This window comes from Pseudomonas aestuarii (assembly GCF_027988105.1).
In the GTDB taxonomy this organism is placed as follows: domain Bacteria; phylum Pseudomonadota; class Gammaproteobacteria; order Pseudomonadales; family Pseudomonadaceae; genus Aquipseudomonas; species Aquipseudomonas aestuarii.
Window position 1 is genome coordinate 76,437 of record NZ_JAQJZJ010000004.1, and the last position, 20,093, is coordinate 96,529.

Sequence of the window (20,093 nt, forward strand, 5' to 3'; positions counted from 1 at the left end):
GGTCGTGCCAGCTGAACTGAAAATAAAAAGTCTTTAATATCAACAAGATAAAAATAAATCCGGCAGCAGATACGGGCATCCTGCACGATCAGGTGCCGGCCGCCGGGCAATTTGCACGACGGCCGGCGGAGAGCGCGCCCGGCAGTGAAAGCTTAGCCAGTGACTTTCAGGCCTGCGGCTTTCACCGACTGCACGCCGCGGATGTTGCGGGCGGTCTCGATTGCCAGCTGCTTCTCGGCCTGGCTCAGCACGTTGCCGGCGAGCGTGACCTGTCCGGCCTTGGTCACTACCGAGATATTCAGGCCCGAGGTGTTGCGGCTGTAGAGCAGGCTGGATTTGACCTTGCTGGTGATCCAGCTATCGCTGATCACTGTCTTGGCATCAGTCGCAGCGTGCTGTGCTTTTGCCGCTGTTGTATCGGCGGCGCTGACGGTCAGCTGGTTATGCACCTGGCGCACCCCGTCGGTATTGGCCGTCAGGCGTCCGGCCAGCTCCTTGGCCGCCGCCGACTGTGCAGTGCCCGTCAGGGTCACCACACCATTGTCACTGACGACCTTGATGTCCAGACCTTCGGTGTTGCTGTTCCACAGCAGCTTGGATTTCACCGTGGCGACCAGGGTGGCGTCGTCGAAACGCTGCGCCAGGGTCGGTTCGCTGCTGACCGCGGGTTCGATCTGCGGATCGACCTGCAGCTGGTTATCGACCTTGTTCACCCCATCGATGCCCAGCGCGACCTGTTCGGCGAGGTCGCGCTCGACGGAAGTTTCCACGCTGCCGGTGAGCAGCGCGCTGCCGTTCTCGACATCCACATCGATCTTGAACGGACTGAGGTGACGGTTGAGGGCGAACGCGGTCCAGATCGAACCTTCCTGACGGGCTTCACTGAGCTGGCTGCTCAGATCGCCCTGCTCGGCGTAGGCCGCCAAGGGCATGAAGGCAAACAAACCGGCGGTCGCGGTGGCCAGGGCCAGGGTTTTCAACTGATGCATGGCAGTACTCCTAATGAATTCACTTACCAGCTACCTGCGGCAGCTATGTCTGAGTGGACTATTGCAGTACTTGTGCCAGCCCATTGGCTCAGATTAATTCTATATATATCAATAGCTTATTAAATATATTCGAAAGCGCCAGCATGCAATGTGCAAGATCGCCGCATACTCGTCATGCAACTTGCACGAGAGCGCGGGGACTAATCCTCACATTCAGCCTCTGGAGATGGACATGGACGCAGCACAACCAGGCGGGCGCATCCTGCTGGTCGATGATGAGGCGGCGATTTTGCGCACCTTTCGCTACTGCCTGGAGGACGCCGGCCATCAGGTGGCCACGGCCAGCAGTGCCCATCAGGCTGAAGCGCTGCTGCAACGCCAGGTGTTCGACCTGTGCTTCCTCGATCTGCGCCTGGGCGAGGACAGCGGTCTCGACGTCCTGGCGCAGATGCGCGTGCAGGCGCCATGGATGCGCGTGGTGATCGTCACCGCGCTGTCAGCGGTGGACATCGCCGTGGATGCCATCCAGGCCGGCGCGGCGGATTACCTGGTCAAGCCCTGCAGCCCCGAGCAACTGCGCATGGCGGCGACCAAACAACTGGAAATACGCTACCTGTCCACCCGCCTGGAAGCCCTCGAAGGCCAGGTGCGCAACCGCAAGCAGGAGCTCGATTCGAACAACCCGAGCATGATGGCAATCCTGGAAACCGCGCGCCAGGTGGCCGTTACCGACGCCAACATCCTCATCCTCGGCGAGTCCGGCACCGGCAAGGGTGAGCTGGCGCAGGCCATCCATGGCTGGAGCCGGCGGGCGAAAAAATTCTGCGTGACCATCAACTGCCCCTCGCTGACCGCCGAACTGATGGAAAGCGAACTGTTCGGCCATAGCCGCGGCGCCTTCACCGGCGCCAGCGAAAGCACCCTTGGCCGGGTCAACCAGGCCGACGGCGGCAGTCTGTTCCTCGACGAGATCGGCGATTTCCCGCTGACCCTGCAACCCAAGTTGCTGCGTTTCATCCAGGACCGGCAATACGAGCGGATCGGCGACCCGGTGACCCGCCAGGCCGACGTGCGCATCCTCGCCGCCACCAATCGCATCCTCGGCGAGATGGTCAAGGACGGTCAGTTCCGTGAAGACCTGCTCTACCGCCTCAACGTCATCACCCTCAACCTGCCGCCGCTGCGCGAGCGCAGCGAAGACCTGCTGCCCTTGGCCGAGCGCTTCCTCGCCCACTTCGTCGAGGAATATGCCCGCCCGGCGCGCGACTTCAGTGACGCCGCACGCGCGGCTTTGCTGGCTTACCACTGGCCGGGCAACATTCGTGAACTGCGCAATGTGATCGAGCGCGCCAGCATCATCTGCACCCAACCACTGGTCGAGGTCAGCCATCTCGGCCTCGGTGGGCAGCTGCCCGGCAACGGCCCGCGAGTCGGCGCCGCGATGAGCCTGGAAGAGCTCGAGAAGGCCCATATCGGCGCGGTGCTGGCCAGTAGCGAAACCCTCGACCAAGCGGCCAAGACCCTTGGCATCGATGCCTCGACCCTGTACCGCAAACGCAAGCAGTTCAATCTGTGAAGCTGCGCAGCCGGCTCTTCCTCAACAGCAGCGCACTGATCACCGTGGCCTTGCTCGGCCTGCTGCTGGGCATGTTCAGCGTATTGCAGCTGACCAGGACGCAAAGCCAGGCGATGACCCACAACCTGAGCATGCTCGACGCCACCCTCGGCATGCGCCTGGAAGTGGGCAAGCAGCTGGTCCTGCTGCTGCCGGAGAACCTCGACCGCCAGGCCTTGAGGGCTTCCGACCGGCGCTTTAACGACTGGCTCGAGCTGATCCGCGCAGGCGCCCCGGACGACCGCGACCGCCAGGCCGTGAGCGAGATCCAGCGCGCATACACGCTCTATGAGCAGCTGCTGGATAAACCCTTCTCGGCGCGCCAGGCATTGCTCGGTTCCACCGTCTTTGGCCAGGCGGTGGAGGACCTGCGCGAGCGCATCAATGCCGTGCAACTGCGCTATTTCGCCGAGCTGCAAAGCTCCGAACAGCATTCACAGGAGCGCGCCACCCTGATTGTCGCACTGCTCGGCCTGATCGGCCTGGCCGTGCTGCTGCTCGGTTTCGTCACCGCGCACAGCATCGCCCAGCGCTTCGGCCAGCCGCTGGAGGCCCTGACCCTGGCGGCCGAGCGAATCAGCCTGGGCGATTTCCAGGTCAACCTGCCATCTACTCCGGTCGCCGAACTCTCGTCCTTGAGCCAGCGTTTCGGGGTGATGGCCGAGTCGCTGCGGCAATTCAAGAACAGCGATGTCGAGACCTTGCTCACCGAGCAGCGCCGCTTGCAGGCCGTGCTCGACAGCATCGACGACGGCCTGCTGATTTTCGACCGCGGCGGCCTGCTCGATCACTTCAATCAGGTTGCCCAGCGCCAGCTCGGCTGGTACGACCAACCGCGCGGCGTGAGCATCAGCCAGGCCCTGCAGCGCCCCGGGCTGGATGAGCAGTTGCAACGGGTCATGCGCGGCGAAGGCCTGCAACAGGCACCCGAGGACCTGGAGGTCGAGGCCGACGGCGAAACCCGCCTGCTGACCTACCGCCTGACCCCGGTCAGCCTCAACGACGAACGGATTCACGGTGCGGTAATGGTGCTGCACGACGTCACCGAGCAACGCGCCTTCGAGCGCGTGCGCAGTGAATTCGTCCTGCGCGCCTCGCATGAGTTGCGCACCCCGGTGACCGGCATGCTCATGGCCTTTGGCCTGCTGCAGGAGCGCCTGCACTTCCCCGCCGAGGCGCGTGAGAGCCAGCTGCTGCAGACCGTCGACGAGGAAATGCGCCGCCTGCTCCTGCTGATCAACGACCTGCTGAATTTCTCGCGCTACCAGAACGGCCTGCAACAACTCGACAGGCGCCCGTGCGGGCTCGAACAACTGCTGCAGCAGGCGCAACTGCGCTTCGCCGCCCAGGCCGCCGAACGCGGGGTCACGCTCAGCGTCCAAGTCGACGGCGCGCTGCCGGAGATCGACCTGGATCGCCTGCAGATCGAACGCGCCCTCGACAACCTGCTCGGCAACGCCCTGCGCCACAGCCATGCCGACGGGCAGATCCGTCTGCAGGCACGGCGCCAGGGTCAGCGGCTGATCCTGAGCGTCGAGGATGATGGCGAGGGCATTCCCTACAGCCAGCAAGCGCGGATATTCGAGCCGTTCGTCCAGGTCGGCCGCAAGACCGGTGGCGCAGGCCTGGGACTGGCGCTGTGCAAGGAAATCGTCCAACTGCACGGAGGCCGCATTGGCGTGCAGTCGCGGCCGAGCCAGGGCGCACGCTTCTATCTGGAACTGCCGCTCTGAGCGGCAGCGTGACGTCTCGGTTTGCAATTGGCACCCGGCACAGCCTGTTCAGGCCGATGCCGGGCATCAGCTCCAGCAGTCAGACGCATGCCCGGCACCAAGCCCAGCCAGGAACAACTGGCCAGCGTTGTCGATGCGCTGCCAGGCGCTTGGCAACTGAGGTGAAGCCGGCGCTCGAGCTTATCCGCGCCGGCCTAGCCGTCGGCTGTCGCGGTCGCTGCAGGCGCGGTCTCGCCGCCTGACCTGAACGCCGGGGCACTTGCCACGACCACCGGGACCTCGCGCCCTTCGGCGTCGAACAACTTGCCGCCCTTGAAGTAGTCGCCATCGTTCAACGCGGCGACATCCTGATAGCGCAAGGTGCGCTCGCTGCCCGCGGCGAAGACCGATTGCTGGTCCGAGTTACCGGCCTTGACGTGGTTGAACACCAGGTTCAGCAGGATCGCCATGATCGCCGCCGAGCTGATCCCGGAGTGGAAGATGGTTTCGAACCAGGCCGGGAAGTGGTGGTAGAAGGTCGGCGCGGCGATGGGGATCATGCCGAAACCGATGGCGGTGGCCACGATGATCAGGTTCATGTTGTTGCGATAATCGACCTTGGACAGCGTGCGGATGCCGCTGGCGGCCACCGTACCGAACAGCACCACGCCGGCGCCACCCAGCACCGAGGTCGGAACCGCCGCAATCAGGCGGCCCATCACCGGCAACAGGCCCAGGGTTACCAGAATCAGCCCGGCACTGGCCACCACGTAGCGGCTCTTGACCCCGGTGACCGCCACCAGGCCGACGTTCTGGGCGAATGCGCTCTGGGTAAACGAGCCGAAGATCGGCGCAAACATGCTGGAGATCATGTCGGCGCGCAGGCCGTTGCCCAGGCGCTTGGAGTCGACCTTGGTCTCGATGATGTCACCCACCGCGAGGATGTCCGCCGAGGTTTCCACCAGGGTGACGATGATCACGATCAGCATCGAGATGATCGCCGCCACCTGGAAAGTCGGCATGCCGAAATGGAAGGGGGTCGGAAACGCCAGCAACGGGCCTTCGGCGACCTTGGAGAAATCCGCCATGCCCAGCGCCACGGCCACCAGGGTGCCGATCACCATGGCCAGCAGGATCGACAGGCGCGAGATGCTCGCGTTGCCCAGTTTGCTCAGCACCAGCACCGTTACCAGGGTGAGCGCGGCCAGACCGATATTGGCCATGCTGCCGAAATCCGCCGCCTGGCTATTACCGCCCATCGCCCAGCGCGCCGCCACCGGCATCAGGGTCAGGCCAATGATGGTGATGACAATGCCGTTGACCAACGGCGGAAAGAATTTGGTGATGCGTGAAAACACCGGGGTGATCAGCAAACCGATAAACGCCGCGGCAATCACCGCACCAAAGACGACCGGTAATCCACCGCTGCCATCGCTGCTGATGATCGCAATCATGGTCGCCACACCGGCGAATGAGACGCCCTGCACCAGCGGCAACTGGCAGCCGAAGAACGGCAGGCCCAGGGTTTGCAACAGCGTCGCCAGGCCACCGGCGAACAGCGAGGCGGCGATCAACAGGCCGATGTCCGCTGGCGACAGGCCTGCGGCCTGGCCGACGATCAGCGGTACGGCCACGATACCGCCGTACATAGTCAGCACATGCTGCAAGCCATAAGCAAGGCTGGCACCGATGCCAAGATTTTCGTCTTCCGGGCGCAGCGCAGAAGACGGCGTATCAGGTGAAGTCGTCATGCTGGGGGTTCTCGCTATTATTCTTGTATTCGGTTTGTAGACAACCGTGTCGATAAACATCCTATTCTTTGTATACAATTTTTGTCCAGCAGTACCTGGCCACCATTTTCACCATGGCCCGGAGCAATTGCTGTCTGGCGGTCGCAGCAGGAACGCCAGGCGCACGAGTTGATGACGCCGGGCAAGCAGCCGCGACAGGCCGCGGTGCAGGCACGCAAACGCAGAGGGGGAGGGAACGGCGCAAGGCCGAGCACTGACGACGAACGGTGATCGGGCTAGCTCGCAGGGCCGCCTAACACCAGCAGCAGCGCCGCCGTCTCGGCATCCGGCTCACCGTCGTAGCGCGCCTGGCGGTACTTCATCTGGAAGGCTGCCAGGACATTGCGCGTGGCCTCATCCAGCTCGCCATGCTCGGGTACCCGATAGCCCTGGCGCTGCAGTTGCTGCTGAAACCAGACCACCGTGGGCAGGCTCTCGCTGAACAAGGCCTGCTGCTGCGCCACCGCCTGGGCATCCGGCCAGGGCAGCAGACCGGCATCGGCCAGGCGTTTCCAGGGGAATAGCGGGCCCGGATCGACCTTGCGCTGCGGCGCCACGTCACTGTGGCCGAGGATGCTGCCCGGCGCCAACTGGTGGCGCTGCATGATGTCCTTGAGCAAGGCGATCAGCGCCTCGACCTGCGCCGGGGCAAAGGGTTGCCAGTGACGCCCGTTGGGGCCGTCGGTATAACCACGGTTAACCAGCTCGATGCCGATCGTGCTGGCATTGAGCCAGGTGCGTCCCTGCCACTGGCTGTCGCCGGCGTGCCAGGCACGGCGGTTTTCATCGACCAAGCGGTAGATGGTCGGCGGCGTGTCACCGATCAGGTAATGGCTACTGACTTCCTCCTCGGTCAGCAGACGCAAAGAGTTCGGCAGATCGGTCGAGGTGTAGTGCAGAACGATGTACTGCACACGGCTGCTCTGGCCGATCGCCGTGTAGCGGTCGTCGATCCGCGGACCGCCGGTACAACCGGCGAGCAGGGTCAGCCACAGGGCAAGGCAGAGGATTCTCATGGACTGATATGCAACACGCTTTGCAAGTTATCCAGCAGCATATCGACGCTGAGCATGATCAACAGCATCCCCATCAGGCGCTCTATTGCGGTGAGCCCGCGGGGGCCGAGGAAACGCTGCAGGAACGAGGCCTGCAACAGGATGAAGGCGGTCGCCGCCCACGCCAGGATCACCGCCAGGTAGAGTTCCCAGAGCGGCCCCTCGTGGGTATTGCGCAGGGTCATCAACACCGCCAGGGCCGAGGGCCCGGCCACCGCTGGGGTGGCCAGCGGCACCAGCATCGGCTCGCCATCCGGCACATCGCCGAGCACGCCCTGCGGCCCGGGAAAGATCAGGCGCATGGCAATCACGAACAGGATGATACCGCCGGCAATCGCAGTGGCCTCGCGCGACAGACCCAGGGCGCTGAGTACCTTGTCGCCGAAGGTAAGGAACAGCAGGAGCAGGATCAGGGCGCTCAGCAACTCGCGGCCCGCCACCCACAGCCGACGCTTGGGCGCGACATTCTTCAGGGCGGCGATATAGATGGCGATATTGCCGAACGGGTCGGTCACCAGAAAGATCAAGACCGCGATTCCGAAAATATCCATGCAGCACTCCTCGACAGGTCACGACAGTCTAATGTTCTAGTAGGCGTGAGTCTTTCGGCAAAACGCCTTCGTGAGGCGAATCGGCGGCAAGCGCACCTTCGCGGCGCTGTCGGGCCGACGCCCGAGGAACCTACCATGCGCGCACTGCTCTGGTTCAAACAGGATCTGCGCCTCGACGATCACCCGGCCTTGCAGGCCGGACAGAGTGCCGAGTGCCTGCTGCCTGTGTTCGTTTTCGATCCGGCGCAGTTGCAGACCGGCGACCTGGGCACCCGTCGGCTCGGCGTGCACCGTGCACGCTTTCTCCTGGAGAGCCTGATGGCGCTGGATGTCGCGCTGCGCCAGCGCGGTTCGCACTTGCTGGTTCTGCCGGGTACGCCAGAGCAGGTGCTCCCGCGGCTGGTCGGCCAGTTCGGCCTGGACCGGGTGCTGACCCTGGAAGAAATCGCCCCGGACGAACGCCGGCAGCTCGCCCGCGTGCAAGGCGCGCTTGCCGGCATCGCCCTGCAGCAAGCCCCAGGCGATAACCTGCTGCATGCGCAAGAACTGCCCTGTCCACCCGAACGACTGCCGCTGGTCTTTACCCAGTTCAAGACCCTGGTCGAGGAACGCCTGCACGTGTTCCAGCCCCGCCCCGCGCCCCAGTTGCTGCCACCTTTGCCGGACGGTGCGCAGGCGCTGCTGCAAGGGCTGCCAAGCCTGTCTCGACTGGGCCTGGGTGAGCCGTTCAGCGTGGCCGCCGGCGCCTTTCCCTTCTCCGGCGGAGAAACTGCGGCCCAGGCACGCCTGCGCGACTACCTGTGGATCAGCCAGGGGGTGCGCCACTACAAGGACACGCGCAACGGCCTGATCGGCAGTGAGTATTCGTCGAAATTCTCGCCCTGGCTGGCCAACGGCAGCCTCTCGGCACGACGGGTGGTGGCCGAATTGCGCCGCCATGAGGCGCAATACGGCCGTAACGATTCAACCTATTGCTTGTGGCTGCAGCTGCTCTGGCGCGATTTCTTCCGCTGGACCCTGGTTCGTCACGGCAGCGCACTGTTCAAGGCGGGCGGTGTGAAAGCCACCGAGCATGCCCCGCGACGGCTCGACCGAGGCTTCGAGCGCTGGTGCCAAGGCCGTACCGGCATGCCGCTGGTGGACGCCAACATGCGCGAACTGGCCGCTACCGGCTTCATGTCCAATTGTGGTCGGCAAATCGTCGCCAGTTACCTGATCAACGACTTGCAACAGGATTGGCGATATGGCGCCGCCTGGTTCGAGGAGCACCTGATCGACTACGACCCGGCGAGCAACTGGGGCAATTGGGTCTACCTCGCCGGCGTCGGCTGCGACCCGCAGCAGCAACGGGCATTCAACGCCCTGCGCCAGGCTCGTCACTTCGATCCGGACGCCAGCTATGTCAGCCTCTGGCTGCCGGAGCTGCGCCAGGTGCCAGAGCATTTGCGCCATACGCCGTTCCTGCTCTCGCAACGGCAACTGGACGCGCTCAACTACCCGCGCCTGGAACAGATTCCCGAGACCTGGCGACCCTACCTGCCCAGGGCGGCCTGAGGTCATCGGGCCGCGCCTGCGACTGGGGTCTCGCAACACTGACCAATCAGCGCTTGAACGGCCTCGCATGGGGGCGTCAGGGCACAGTGCCGAGCGGCTTCGGCAAGAGCTTTTGCGGCGCCACGCCGGGTAGCGCTGGGCGGGCTTCAAGGTTGACGCGACAGCTTCCGCACGCAGCGGCCGTGCTCAGCCGGCCTCGACGCAGTTGCGGCCGCCGCGCTTGGCCTGGTACAGCGCTTGGTCGGCGCGCTCGAATACCTGATCGCTGCGCTCTGCGCTGGCGAATGCACTGATCCCGGCCGACAGGGTGATGGTCACCCGCTCGCCCCTGAAGTGGAACGGGCAGGCTTCGATGCCGGCACGCAGGGTTTCCAATAGTTGCAAGCCGCCGGTCAAGGGGGTCGCCGGAATCAGCAGGGCGAACTCCTCACCACCGAAGCGGGCGATGAAGTCGGTCTTGCGCAGGCGCTTGTGCAGTTCGCCGGCGATGATTTTCAGCACCTTGTCGCCGGCCAGGTGGCCGTACTCGTCGTTGATCCGCTTGAAGTGGTCGATATCGACCACCGCCATCAGCAGTTCGCCACCGTAGCGCTGCCAGCGCGCCACCTCCAGATCCAGGCGCTCGTTCCAGGCCGCGCGATTGGGTAGCCCGGTAAGCGGGTCGAGCAAGGCTTTCTGCCGTTGCTCTTCGAGGTGCTGACGAAAGCCCTTGGCTTCCTGCTCCATGTTTGCCACTCGTTCGACCAGGGTTTGCAAGCGCCCGGCCACCAACTGTTCGCGCTCGTCACGCTGGCGTTGATACTGCTCCATGGTGCCCAGCAAACCGCCCAAGCGGTTTTCCACCAATTGCTTGAGGCTCGGCAAATCCGTTGCCTGCTGCACGCTGCTGTGCAGTCCGTCGACCTGCTGGCGCAGCTCGCTGTCGAGCTCACGCGCGGCACTGACCGAATCGGTGTAGCCATCGTGGGCATCTTGCAAGCCGCCCTGAAAGGTCGCCAGGCGCTCATTGAGCTGTTTGAGGTAACCCTCGAACTCGCGCTGCCCGACATCGGCAATGGCCAGCATCAGCACGGCCAGATCGTCCAGCACCGGCACCAGCTCATACAGGTTCAAACCGGCCAGAATGCGCTCGCGCAACAAGTCGGCCTGATCCTGGTGGTGCTCCGGCAAGACCAATTCGTCCAACAGACCGATCAGGGTTTTCTCGACATGATTGGCGATGGCGCTGTAACCAGGCTCTGGTGGTGGCGGCAAGGCGAACTCGGGGTCCGTCTCGGCGCTCTCAACCGACTCTTCACGGGTGCCGGGCGTCGCCGCCTGCGGTAACAAGCCGGCAGGCAGTGGCAGGCTGTCGAGCACGCTCGCCGCTGGGGCCGGGGCGTGAACGGCGTTCTCCGCGGCCTGGTTGACGGTAGCCGCCGTTGCTTCGTCAACAGAGCGGACGGGCGCTGGCTCTGCCAGGGGTGCGACTGCCGAGGGCACTGTCAGCGGCGGCAGCGGTTGCGGCACAGGCAACGGCGCCACTGGCACAGGCACTGGCACTGGCCCGGCTTCGGTCGCGGCCGGCAGCTCGCCAATCGCCGGGGCGCGGCCAGCGAACAGCCGTTTGAGCAAGCCCGGTCGCTCGACCTGAGCGTGCCCCAGCACTGCCAGCGCCTGTTGCTGCAGGGTACTCAACTCGGCCAGCAGCAGCGGCAACTCACGCACCTGCTCGGCACGGCTATCGAGTTGCTTGGCAAAGTCCTTCAGCGGCCGGCGCACTTCGCGCGGCAGGTCCAACTCGAGCAGCTGGCCAACCAACGCAACCAGGGCGCTGGAAACCTGCCCGACTCGTTGCTGGCGGCGTTGCTCGGAATCCAGAACGGCTTTTTCCAGCCGCGGGATCAATCCAGCAAGGCCCGCGTCCATGTCATCACGGCGCAGGATTGCGCGCAGATCCTGCATGCACTGATCGACCGCTTTATCGGCGCCCTCGGCCGCCAGGCTGCTGCGTACCAGCCCCCGCCGCAGCAGGTCGACCCGGGCATCCCAACGCCGTTCGAGGACTTCCTGCTGCTCGAGGCTGGCCAGGTATTTGTCTTTCCAGCGCTGGGCGTCATTGCTCATTGCGCGGTATCGGCGGCAGGCAGGCCACGCGCAGGCAGCTGCGAGCGGCCCAGTGCTTGCGGCAGGCGAATTTCCACGGCCACTGGCAGATGATCGGAAATCGGCAGAGCCAGCACCTCGTATCGCTCCAGCGCCAGGCCAGGGCTGAGCAGGATATGGTCGAGGCAGCGCTGCGGCCGCCAACTGGGAAAGGTCGCTTCGATCTGCGGCGCCACCAGGCCGAGGTCGCGCAAGGGCGATTTCAGCAGCAAGTCACTGGCGTGGGTATTCATGTCGCCCATCAGGATCTGGTGCCGATAGCCGCCGATCAGGTCGCGGATATAGGCCAGCTGGCGGGTGCGGGTCCGCGCGCCCAGCGACAGGTGCATCATCACCACGACAATCGCATCCTCGCCTTCGCCGATGCGCAATAGCATCGCACCGCGGCCCGGCGGGCCAGGTAGCGGGTGATCCTCGAGCAGGCTGGGGCGCAACCGGCTGAGCACGCCGTTACTGTGCTGGGCCAGGCGGCCAAGATTGCGATTGAGCTGCTGGTACCAGTAGGGAAAGGCACCGAGGTGGGCCAGGTGTTCGACCTGATTGACGTAGCCGGAACGCAGGCTGCCGCCATCAACTTCCTGCAGGGCAACCAGGTCGTAATTTTCAAGCAGATTGCCAATGCGCTGCAGATTGCCGGCACGGCCGATATGCGGCAGCAGGTGCTGCCAGCTGCGCGTCAGGTAGTGGTGGTAACGCTGGGTGGTGATGCCGACCTGGATATTGAAGCTGAGCAGACGCAGCAGCCCGCCGCAGGGCCAATCGACGGCAGCAGTGCACTGCGAGTTGACCTGTGGATCACACAGGCCAACCTGACGGCTGTTGGTCCATCGACGCAGCATGCGCGACGCTCGTGGCGGCCGCCTACTGCGCGGCGCGCTCTTTGTCGATCAGGTAATCGGCCACCTGCAGAGCCTGCTTGGCACCCCCGGCCATGCCGATGTCGAAACGGTACTTGCCGTTGACGACCATCACCGGCACACCGCTGATCTGGTAGGCCATGGCCAGTTTCTTGGCCTTTTCCATCTGGCTCTTCACGCCGAAGGAATTGTAAGTCTTGAGGAAGGTGTCCTTGTCGACCCCCTGGGTGGCGAGGTATTCGGCCATTTCTTCTGCCGTTGCCAGCTTCTTGCCTTGCTTGTGAATAGCGTCAAAGATGGCCGTATGCACCTTGGACTCCACCTTCATCGCCTCCAGGGTGATGAAACCTTGGCCATGCACATTCCACAGGCCACCGAACAAGGCCGGAATGCGGACAAAATTGACGTCGCCCGGCAACTGCTCGATCCACGGGTTGATGCTCGACTCGAACTGATAGCAATGGCCACAGCCGTACCAGAACAGTTCAACCACCTCGATCTGCCCGGGCTTGGATATCGGCACAGCGCTGGTGAGCTCGACATAGTTCTTGCCGGCTTCGGGTTCGGCCTGAACAGTCAGCGCGAACAGGCTGCTGATGGCCAGGGCAGCGCCGAGGATCAGTTTACGCATGAGGTACTCCTTGCTTGAATGTTAGGCGTCGCGCAACGACGAGTCGCTATTCAGACCCTGTGCCGCAGGGCAGGTTCCCACCATTGTAGCGGGCTGACAAACGAAAAAGGGTGGCCGCGGCCACCCTTTTCGTTGCAGGTTCTTACGTCCCGCGCGGCAAGGCTCAGTGCAGGCCCTGGATGAAGCTGGATACCGCTTCGATATCCTTGTTGCTCAGCTTGGCGGCGATGCTGCGCATGATCATGCCGTCACCGTCGTTGGTGCGATTGCCTTCACGGAAATCGGTCAGCTGCTTGGCCACATAGGCCGCATGCTGACCACCGATTTGCGGGAAGCCTGCCGCATCGAGGCCAGCGCCGTTGGGCGAGTGGCAACCGGTGCAGGCGGGCATGCCTTCGTTCAACTTGCCACCACGGAACAGCTCTCCGCCGCGAGCGACCAGTTTCGGGTCGGCTGCGCCAACACTCATCGACTGGCTGGAATAGTAGGCGGCGATATCGGCCAGATCCTGATCGCTGAGGTTATTCAGCAGACCGGTCATTTCCACGACCTGGCGATTGCCGGCCTTGATGTCGTTAAGCTGCTTGAGCAGGTAGCGCTCGCCTTGACCAGCCAACTTCGGGAAGTTCGGTGCAGCACTGTTGCCATCGGCACCGTGGCAAGCGCCACATACGACAACTTTGCCCTGACCTGCGGCAGCATCACCGGCGGCCTGGGCCAAACCTGTGATGCTTAGGGTCAACAGCAGACTCACGAGTATTTTGTTCATCAGCTAATCCAACTACGGCTAAGAGAGAAAGAGTTATGGGCCGGATTTACTCGGTCATCCACTGTATGACGGCTTGGTAATCCTCGGCGGTGCAGTCCATGCACAGACCACGCGGCGGCATTGCATTAAAACCATTGGTGACGCTGCTGACCAGCGTATCCATGCCTTTAGCCAAACGTGGCTCCCAGGCGGCTTTGTCGCCTTTTTTCGGTGCCATTGGCAGTTGCCCATTGTGGCATGCCCCGCAAGCGCGGTTGAACACCGTTTGTGGATCCTGGGCAGCCTGGCTGTTGTAGGAAAACACCAACACAGCAGCGGCAAGCAGCATTTTATTCATCAGATCAGCCTCATCAGGGAAGGCAACGCACCGCCCTCTATGGACACCAAGGTCTAATTCGTCCCCGCAATAATCATCCAGCGTACGGGACAAAGCGCACACAAAATCTGCGGCATTATATACTGGCACCACTGAAACGGAAACGACACCGCTTGCCGCGCCGCGTAGCGCCCGGCAGGATGTGCGCAAATGTCGCAAGGGCTGCGCGCCTGAAATTTCCATTATGCCCGCCCTCACCGGATACCCTGATGCAAGCTAAGAACCCCATTATCGGCCTGTGCCAACAAGCCACCTTCCAGATCAGCGCCGCCAAGGTCGACCAGTGTCCAGACGACCTGGGCTACGAAGTGGCCTTTGCCGGCCGCTCCAACGCCGGCAAATCCAGCGCGCTGAACACCCTGACCCACGCCAGCCTGGCGCGCACCTCGAAAACCCCGGGGCGCACCCAGCTGCTGAACTTCTTCCGCCTGGACGATGAGCGGCGCCTGGTCGACCTGCCCGGTTATGGCTACGCCAAGGTCCCGATCCCGCTGAAGCTGCACTGGCAAAAGCACCTGGAGGCTTATCTGGGCAGCCGCGAGTGCCTGCGCGGGCTGATGTTGATGATGGATATCCGCAAGCCGCTGACCGAGTTCGACATCTTGATGCTGGATTGGTCGACAGCCAGCGAGATGCCCATGCACATTCTGCTGACCAAGGCCGACAAGCTGGCTTTCGGCGCGGCCAAGACCACGCTGCTCAAGGTGCAGCAGGACATCCGCCAGCGCTGGGGCGACCGGGTGAGCATTCAGTTGTTTTCCGCACCCAAGCGTATCGGGATCGAAGACGCCCAGGCGGTGCTGGCCGAATGGCTGCAATTGGGTGAGTTCGCCATTGATGAAGAGCAGAACGAGCCGCAAACCGAAGCCTGAGTCGGCCGCCGGGTACTTTGCTGCGGACAAAAAAATCCCCGAGCCTCATATGGGGAGAGAGAAGCTCGGGGTTTAAAGGTCTGAACCGCTAGGGCGGGGTTCAGATATCTGCCAACACTTAACACAACAAGGAGCATTGAAAGGCTTTCTGGGCCATTCAAAGCTTCTGACTACGGGTACAAACGCAAAGTTCAGCCACTTCTTAGAATCTATTGATCATAAAAATCTGACGCTTAATACCTGACGGTTTTAGAAGTTAACACCCCCCGCCAGCGCCCCCCAAACGCAGGCGGGTTCGCACCGGCCAGCCGCCGGATCAGTGCGCCTCGTCCCAGTTATTGCCCACGCCCACCTCCACCAGCAACGGCACAGCCAGTTCGGCCGCGCCGCTCATCAGCTGCTTGATCTGCTCGCGCACCTGCTCGATCAGGTCTTCGCGCACCTCCAGCACCAGTTCGTCGTGCACCTGCAGGATCACCTTGGCATCCAGGCCTGACTCGCTCAGCCAGTTGTCCACCGCGATCATGGCGCGCTTGATGATATCCGCAGCGGTGCCCTGCATCGGCGCGTTGATCGCGGTGCGTTCGGCGCCCTTGCGCAGGCCCGGGTTACCCGAGCGGATCTCCGGCAGGTACAGACGACGGCCGAACAGGGTCTCGACATAGCCCTGCTCGGCGGCCTGTGCGCGGGTGCGCTCCATGTAGGCGAGCACGCCGGGATAACGGGCGAAATAGACGTCGATATAGGCTTGCGCCTGCTTGCGATCGACGCCGATCTGCTTGGCCAGACCGAAGGCGCTCATGCCGTAGATCAGGCCGAAGTTGATCGCCTTGGCGCTGCGCCGCTGGTCCGTGCTCACCTCGTCCAGGCTAACGCCGAACACTTCGGCGGCGGTGGCCTTGTGCACGTCGAGGTCATGGCGGAAGGCATCCAGCAGCCCTTCGTCCCGGGCCAGATGGGCCATGATGCGCAGCTCGATCTGCGAGTAGTCCGCCGCCAGCAACTTGTAACCCTTGGGCGCAATGAACGCCTGGCGAATGCGCCGGCCCTCGGCGCTGCGGATCGGAATGTTCTGCAGGTTCGGGTCCGAGGACGACAAGCGCCCGGTGGCCGCCACGGCCTGGTGATATGAGGTATGGATGCGCCCGGTGCGCGGGTTGATCTGCTCCGGCAGACGGTCGGTGTAGGTGCTCTTGAGCTTGCTCAGGCTGCGGTACTGCATCAGCACCTTGGGCAGCTCATAGTCCTGTTCGGCCAGTTCGGCGAGCACCGCCTCGGCGGTCGATGCCTGGCCCTTGGCGGTTTTGCTGATGACCGGCAGGCCGAGTTTCTCGTAGAGAATCACCCCGAGCTGCTTGGGTGATGACAGGTTGAATTCCTCACCGGCGATGTCGAAGGCCTGACGCTCCAGCGCCACCAACTTGTCGCCCAGCTCGACGCTCTGTTCGCCGAGCAGCTTGGCGTCGACCAGCGCACCCTGGCGCTCGATCCGTGCCAGCACCGGCACCAGCGGCATCTCGATCTCGCGCAGAACCTTGGCCAGGCCCGGTTCGGCTTCGAGCTTGGCCCACAGGCACTGGTGCAGGCGCAGGGTCACATCGGCGTCTTCTGCCGCATAAGGCCCGGCCAGCTCCAGAGCGATCTGGTCGAAGGTCAGCTGCTTGGCGCCCTTGCCGGCGATGTCCTCGAAACGAATGGTGCTGTGGTCTAGGTATTTCTGCGCCAGGCTGTCCATGTCATGGCGGGTGGCCGTGGAGTCGAGCACATAGGACTCGAGCATGGTGTCGAAGGCCACGCCCTGCACCTCGATCGGCGTCGAGGCATTGGCGAGGATATTGATGTCGTACTTGGCGTGCTGGCCGACCTTGGCCTTGTGCGGGTCTTCGAGAATCGGCTTGAGCGCGGCCAGCACCTGATCGCGGTCGAGCTGCGCCGGCACGCCCATATAGGAGTGGGCCAGCGGAATATAGGCCGCCTCGCCGGCCGTGACCGCAAACGACAGGCCCACAAGCTGCGCCTTCTGTGCATCGAGGCCGGTGGTTTCAGTGTCGAAGGCGATCAGCTCGGCGCCTTTAAGCTTGCCCAGCCAGCGCTCGAACTGCGCCTGTTCGAGTATCGTCTGGTAGCCAGGCGAGGCCGGGATAACCACGGCCGGTTCGGCTTGCGGCACCGCGCTAGCGGTCAGGCTGAACAGCTCATCGGCCGCCGGCGCGGCGCTGGCGACCTTGGCGCTTTTGGCAACCTGCCCCTTGTTCTGGCGCAATAACTCATCGCGCCAGCTCTTGAACTCCAGCTCCTCGTACAACTCGAGCAACGCGGGTACATCGGCGGCGCCGGGGTGCAGCGCGTCGACTTCCAGGTTCAGGGGTACGTCCAGCTTGATGGTCGCCAGCTGGTAGGACAGGTAGGCCATGTCACGGTGCTCGGTGAGCTTGGCCGCCAGGGTCTTGGCCCCGCGAATCGGCAGCCCGGCCACCTTGTCGAGGTTGGCGTAGATCACGTCGAGACCGCCACCGATGCCGACCAGCAGGCCTTGGGCGGTTTTCTCGCCAACCCCCGGCACTCCCGGAATGTTGTCGACCTTGTCGCCCATCAGGGCCAGGTAATCGATGATCAGCTCAGGACCGACGCCGAATTTCGCTTTCACGCCATCGATGTCATAGACGCTACCGGTCATGGTGTTGACCAGCGTAACGTGCGGGCAGACCAGCTGGGCCATGTCCTTGTCGCCGGTGGAAATCACCACGTCGCGGCCTTCGCCGGCGCATTGGCGGGCCAGGGTACCGATCACGTCATCGGCTTCGACGTCATCGACACAGAGCAGCGGGAAGCCCAGCGCCCTGACGCTGGCGTGCAATGGCTCGACCTGCACGCGCAGATCATCGGGCATCGACGGCCGGTTGGCCTTGTACTCGGCGAACAGCGCATCGCGGAAAGTGCCGCCCTTGGCATCGAAGACTACGGCGAAGGGGCTGTCGGGGTACTGCCTGCGCAGGCTCTTGAGCATGTTCAGCACGCCTTTCACCGCACCGGTGGGCAAGCCCTTGGAGGTGGTCAGCGGCGGCAGGGCATGGAAGGCGCGGTACAGGTACGAAGAACCGTCGACCAGGACGAGAGGAGCTTGGCTCATGAGCAGGATCAACCTTTTCGGCGGGGGCGGCGTTAGAATGACCGCACCATTGAAAACAAAGGGACAAGGTTACCATGCGCACACTCAATCTCTTGTTGCTGGCCAGCCTGTTGGCAGTCACTCCGCTTGCGGCATTTGCCGATGATGCCCCCTCGGCCGAGCCGGATGTAACCATCCGCCAGGAAGGCGACCGCACCGTTGAGGAATACCGGGTCAATGGCTTCCTCTATGCAATCAAAATCACCCCCAAGACCGGCAAGCCCTACTTCCTGGTGCGCGCCGACGGCAGTGACGGCAACTTCGTCCGCTCGGACTCGCCGGACATGCTGATTCCGTCCTGGGAAATCTTCAAATGGTAAGTCGGCGGTTCTGATATGTCGGTATTCACCCCCCTAGAGCGTCACGAGCTGGAAGCCTTTCTCGCGCCTTATGGCCTGGGTCGCCTGCGCGATTTCCAGGGCATTGCCGCGGGCAGCGAGAACAGCAACTTCTTCGTCAGCCTGGAGCAGGGCGAGTTCGTCCTGACCCTGATCGAGCGCGGCCCCAGCGCCGACCTGCCGTTCTTTATCGAACTGCTCGATGTCCTGCACGAGGCCGGCCTGCCGGTGCCCTATGCCCTGCGCACCGAGAGCGGTGAAGCACTGCGCTGCCTGGCGGAGAAGCCGGCGCTGTTGCAGCCGCGCCTGCCGGGCAAGCACGTTACCGTGGCCAACCCGCACCACTGCCAGGAAGTCGGCAGCCTGCTGGCGCACATTCACCTGGCCACCCGCGCCCATGTGCTGGAACGCAAGAGCGATCGCGGCCTGGACTGGATGCTCGAAGAGGGGCCCAGCCTGGCGCTGAAACTGCCGGAGGCGCAATTGCCGTTGCTGCGCGATGCCCTGGCGGAAATCCACGCGCTCAAGCCTCGCATCCTCGCCCTGCCGCGGGCCAACCTGCACGCCGACCTGTTCCGCGACAACGTGTTGTTCGATGGTAATCACCTGGCTGGGGTGATCGACTTCTATAACGCCTGCGCCGGCCCGATGCTCTACGACCTGGCAATCGCCCTGAATGACTGGTGTTCGGATGCCGATGGCAGTCTCGATCCGCACCGCGCCCAGGCCCTGCTCGGCGCCTATGCCACCCTGCGCCCCTTCACCCCGGCCGAGGCCGAGCTATGGCCGGCCATGCTGCGCATCGCCTGCGTGCGCTTCTGGCTGTCGCGGCTGATCGCCGCCGACTCCTTTGCCGGCCAGGAAGTGCTGATCCATGATCCGGGCGAGTTCCAGCACCGCCTGCTGCAGCGCCAGCAGGTCGAGGTGGCGCTGCCCTTCGCCCTCTAGTCCGGCACTTGCGCCGCCCCCCGGGGCGGCTCAGCCGCACCTGGAATACCCGCAGTTGAGGCAGGTGGCGCAGCCCTCCAGGTGCACCACCGCCTGGGTCTGGCACTTGCTGCACAGTAGCGCGCCGGGCGGGAAGCCCTCGCCCGGCTCCACCGCGCTGGCATCCTGGCTGGCCTGGTAGACCGCCCACTTCTCTGCCAGCAGCCGGCGCTGCCCTTCATCCAGTTCGTGCCCCTCGAGCAGGCCGATGGCGATCAGGTGGCGCTCCAGCACCGCGCCGATTTCGGCCACCAGCGACGGCATGTAGACGCCACCGCGCTTGAGGTAACCGCCGCGCGGATCGAACACCGCCTTCAACTCCTCGACCAGGAAGGTGCAGTCGCCGCCCTTGCGGAACACCGCCGACATGATCCGGGTCAGCGCCACTATCCACTGGAAATGCTCCATGCCCTTGGAGTTGATGAAAATCTCGAACGGCCGGCGCTGCTCGTGGGGCGTACCGGCGTTGAGCAGGATGTCGTTGATGGTGACGTAGAGCGCATGCTCGAACAGCGGCGACTTGATCTTGTAGGTGACGCCGAACAGGCTCTCCGGGCGCTGCAGGGTTTCGTCCATCTGCACCGGCGCTGACGTTTCGGCGGCGGCCGCGCGCTGCATCGCCTCGACTTCGTCGATCACCTGGAAACCGGTGATGCGCTGCTCGATCTTCACCGCCATGGATG

Annotated in this window: 17 protein-coding genes; 6 read left to right on the plus strand and 11 right to left on the minus strand. The window is 63.6% G+C overall.

Translation table 11 applies throughout. The features are described 5' to 3' along the window. Positions 1-152: 152 nt before the first annotated feature. Positions 153-989 carry a BON domain-containing protein gene (locus PH586_RS09880; protein WP_271347596.1) on the minus strand — a complete coding sequence of 279 codons (837 nt, stop codon included), beginning with the start codon at positions 987-989 and terminating at the stop codon, positions 153-155. A gap of 232 nt (positions 990-1,221) precedes the next feature. On the opposite strand from PH586_RS09880, the gene algB reads away from it, so the two are divergent. Further along, complete coding sequence (gene algB / locus PH586_RS09885; RefSeq protein ID WP_271347597.1) at positions 1,222-2,565, plus strand: sigma-54-dependent response regulator transcription factor AlgB; 1,344 nt, start codon at positions 1,222-1,224, stop codon at positions 2,563-2,565. Then, positions 2,562-4,337 carry an ATP-binding protein gene (locus tag PH586_RS09890; protein ID WP_271347598.1) on the plus strand — a complete coding sequence of 592 codons (1,776 nt, stop codon included), beginning with the start codon at positions 2,562-2,564 and terminating at the stop codon, positions 4,335-4,337. Before algB ends, PH586_RS09890 begins: the two co-directional genes overlap by 4 nt. Before the next feature lie 194 nt (positions 4,338-4,531). On the opposite strand, the gene PH586_RS09895 is transcribed toward PH586_RS09890, so the two are convergent. The 3 genes from PH586_RS09895 to PH586_RS09905 form a co-directional block, all read right to left on the minus strand. Further along, entirely contained in the window at positions 4,532-6,067 is a 1,536-nt protein-coding gene (locus tag PH586_RS09895) for a nucleobase:cation symporter-2 family protein (RefSeq protein ID WP_271347599.1), read from the minus strand. 275 nt (positions 6,068-6,342) lie between these two features. Next, positions 6,343-7,122, minus strand: coding sequence for an N-acetylmuramoyl-L-alanine amidase (locus tag PH586_RS09900; protein ID WP_271347600.1), 780 nt, complete (start codon positions 7,120-7,122; stop codon positions 6,343-6,345). After that, positions 7,119-7,712 carry a MarC family protein gene (locus tag PH586_RS09905; RefSeq protein ID WP_271347601.1) on the minus strand — a complete coding sequence of 198 codons (594 nt, stop codon included), beginning with the start codon at positions 7,710-7,712 and terminating at the stop codon, positions 7,119-7,121. Before PH586_RS09905 ends, PH586_RS09900 begins: the two co-directional genes overlap by 4 nt. Before the next feature lie 135 nt (positions 7,713-7,847). On the opposite strand from PH586_RS09905, the gene PH586_RS09910 reads away from it, so the two are divergent. Then, positions 7,848-9,266, plus strand: a complete 1,419-nt coding sequence (locus PH586_RS09910) for a DASH family cryptochrome (RefSeq protein ID WP_271347602.1) — start codon at positions 7,848-7,850, stop codon at positions 9,264-9,266. Between the two features lie 186 nt (positions 9,267-9,452). Here the strand turns inward: PH586_RS09910 and PH586_RS09915 are convergent, their stop codons facing one another. From PH586_RS09915 to PH586_RS09935, 5 genes are all read right to left on the minus strand, one after another. After that, positions 9,453-11,372, minus strand: coding sequence for a diguanylate cyclase (locus PH586_RS09915; RefSeq protein WP_271347603.1), 1,920 nt, complete (start codon positions 11,370-11,372; stop codon positions 9,453-9,455). Further along, positions 11,369-12,250 carry an endonuclease/exonuclease/phosphatase family protein gene (locus PH586_RS09920; RefSeq protein WP_271347604.1) on the minus strand — a complete coding sequence of 294 codons (882 nt, stop codon included), beginning with the start codon at positions 12,248-12,250 and terminating at the stop codon, positions 11,369-11,371. The genes PH586_RS09915 and PH586_RS09920 overlap by 4 nt, the downstream gene beginning before the upstream one ends. Before the next feature lie 22 nt (positions 12,251-12,272). Then, positions 12,273-12,899 carry a thiol:disulfide interchange protein DsbA/DsbL gene (locus tag PH586_RS09925; protein ID WP_271347605.1) on the minus strand — a complete coding sequence of 209 codons (627 nt, stop codon included), beginning with the start codon at positions 12,897-12,899 and terminating at the stop codon, positions 12,273-12,275. 163 nt (positions 12,900-13,062) lie between these two features. After that, a complete protein-coding gene (locus PH586_RS09930; RefSeq protein ID WP_271347606.1) occupies positions 13,063-13,668 on the minus strand; it encodes a c-type cytochrome in 606 nt (201 codons plus the stop codon). A gap of 46 nt (positions 13,669-13,714) precedes the next feature. After that, entirely contained in the window at positions 13,715-14,005 is a 291-nt protein-coding gene (locus PH586_RS09935; RefSeq protein ID WP_271347607.1) for a c-type cytochrome, read from the minus strand. 248 nt (positions 14,006-14,253) lie between these two features. Between PH586_RS09935 and yihA the strand changes: the two genes are divergently transcribed. Beyond that, entirely contained in the window at positions 14,254-14,916 is a 663-nt protein-coding gene (gene yihA / locus PH586_RS09940; protein WP_271347608.1) for a ribosome biogenesis GTP-binding protein YihA/YsxC, read from the plus strand. A 316-nt stretch (positions 14,917-15,232) separates the two neighbouring features. Here yihA and polA read toward each other — a convergent pair whose 3' ends face one another. Next, positions 15,233-18,046 (minus strand): DNA polymerase I, encoded by a 2,814-nt coding sequence (gene polA, locus PH586_RS09945; RefSeq protein ID WP_271347609.1) that lies wholly within the window; start codon positions 18,044-18,046, stop codon positions 15,233-15,235. Between the two features lie 74 nt (positions 18,047-18,120). On the opposite strand from polA, the gene PH586_RS09950 reads away from it, so the two are divergent. Next, the gene (locus PH586_RS09950; protein ID WP_271347610.1) at positions 18,121-18,405 is read left to right on the plus strand and encodes a DUF2782 domain-containing protein; all 285 of its coding nucleotides are present in this window, start codon (positions 18,121-18,123) and stop codon (positions 18,403-18,405) included. 15 nt (positions 18,406-18,420) lie between these two features. After that, positions 18,421-19,371, plus strand: coding sequence for a homoserine kinase (locus PH586_RS09955; RefSeq protein WP_271347611.1), 951 nt, complete (start codon positions 18,421-18,423; stop codon positions 19,369-19,371). 30 nt (positions 19,372-19,401) lie between these two features. Here PH586_RS09955 and PH586_RS09960 read toward each other — a convergent pair whose 3' ends face one another. After that, positions 19,402-20,088 (minus strand): TSCPD domain-containing protein, encoded by a 687-nt coding sequence (locus tag PH586_RS09960; RefSeq protein WP_271347612.1) that lies wholly within the window; start codon positions 20,086-20,088, stop codon positions 19,402-19,404. Positions 20,089-20,093 lie beyond the last annotated feature (5 nt).

Bases quoted from the DNA above. Each gene is read 5' to 3' on its own strand.
- PH586_RS09950 (WP_271347610.1), top strand. From the start codon at position 18,121: ATGCGCACACTCAATCTCTTGTTGCTGGCCAGCCTGTTGGCAGTCACT.
- PH586_RS09905 (WP_271347601.1), bottom strand. From the start codon at position 7,712: ATGGATATTTTCGGAATCGCGGTCTTGATCTTTCTGGTGACCGACCCG.
- algB (WP_271347597.1), top strand. From the start codon at position 1,222: ATGGACGCAGCACAACCAGGCGGGCGCATCCTGCTGGTCGATGATGAG.
- yihA (WP_271347608.1), top strand. From the start codon at position 14,254: ATGCAAGCTAAGAACCCCATTATCGGCCTGTGCCAACAAGCCACCTTC.
- PH586_RS09920 (WP_271347604.1), bottom strand. From the start codon at position 12,250: ATGCTGCGTCGATGGACCAACAGCCGTCAGGTTGGCCTGTGTGATCCA.
- PH586_RS09930 (WP_271347606.1), bottom strand. From the start codon at position 13,668: ATGAACAAAATACTCGTGAGTCTGCTGTTGACCCTAAGCATCACAGGT.
- PH586_RS09910 (WP_271347602.1), top strand. From the start codon at position 7,848: ATGCGCGCACTGCTCTGGTTCAAACAGGATCTGCGCCTCGACGATCAC.
- polA (WP_271347609.1), bottom strand. From the start codon at position 18,046: ATGAGCCAAGCTCCTCTCGTCCTGGTCGACGGTTCTTCGTACCTGTAC.
- PH586_RS09925 (WP_271347605.1), bottom strand. From the start codon at position 12,899: ATGCGTAAACTGATCCTCGGCGCTGCCCTGGCCATCAGCAGCCTGTTC.
- PH586_RS09935 (WP_271347607.1), bottom strand. From the start codon at position 14,005: ATGAATAAAATGCTGCTTGCCGCTGCTGTGTTGGTGTTTTCCTACAAC.
- PH586_RS09880 (WP_271347596.1), bottom strand. From the start codon at position 989: ATGCATCAGTTGAAAACCCTGGCCCTGGCCACCGCGACCGCCGGTTTG.
- PH586_RS09955 (WP_271347611.1), top strand. From the start codon at position 18,421: ATGTCGGTATTCACCCCCCTAGAGCGTCACGAGCTGGAAGCCTTTCTC.
- PH586_RS09915 (WP_271347603.1), bottom strand. From the start codon at position 11,372: ATGAGCAATGACGCCCAGCGCTGGAAAGACAAATACCTGGCCAGCCTC.
- PH586_RS09960 (WP_271347612.1), bottom strand. From the start codon at position 20,088: ATGGCGGTGAAGATCGAGCAGCGCATCACCGGTTTCCAGGTGATCGAC.
- PH586_RS09895 (WP_271347599.1), bottom strand. From the start codon at position 6,067: ATGACGACTTCACCTGATACGCCGTCTTCTGCGCTGCGCCCGGAAGAC.
- PH586_RS09900 (WP_271347600.1), bottom strand. From the start codon at position 7,122: ATGAGAATCCTCTGCCTTGCCCTGTGGCTGACCCTGCTCGCCGGTTGT.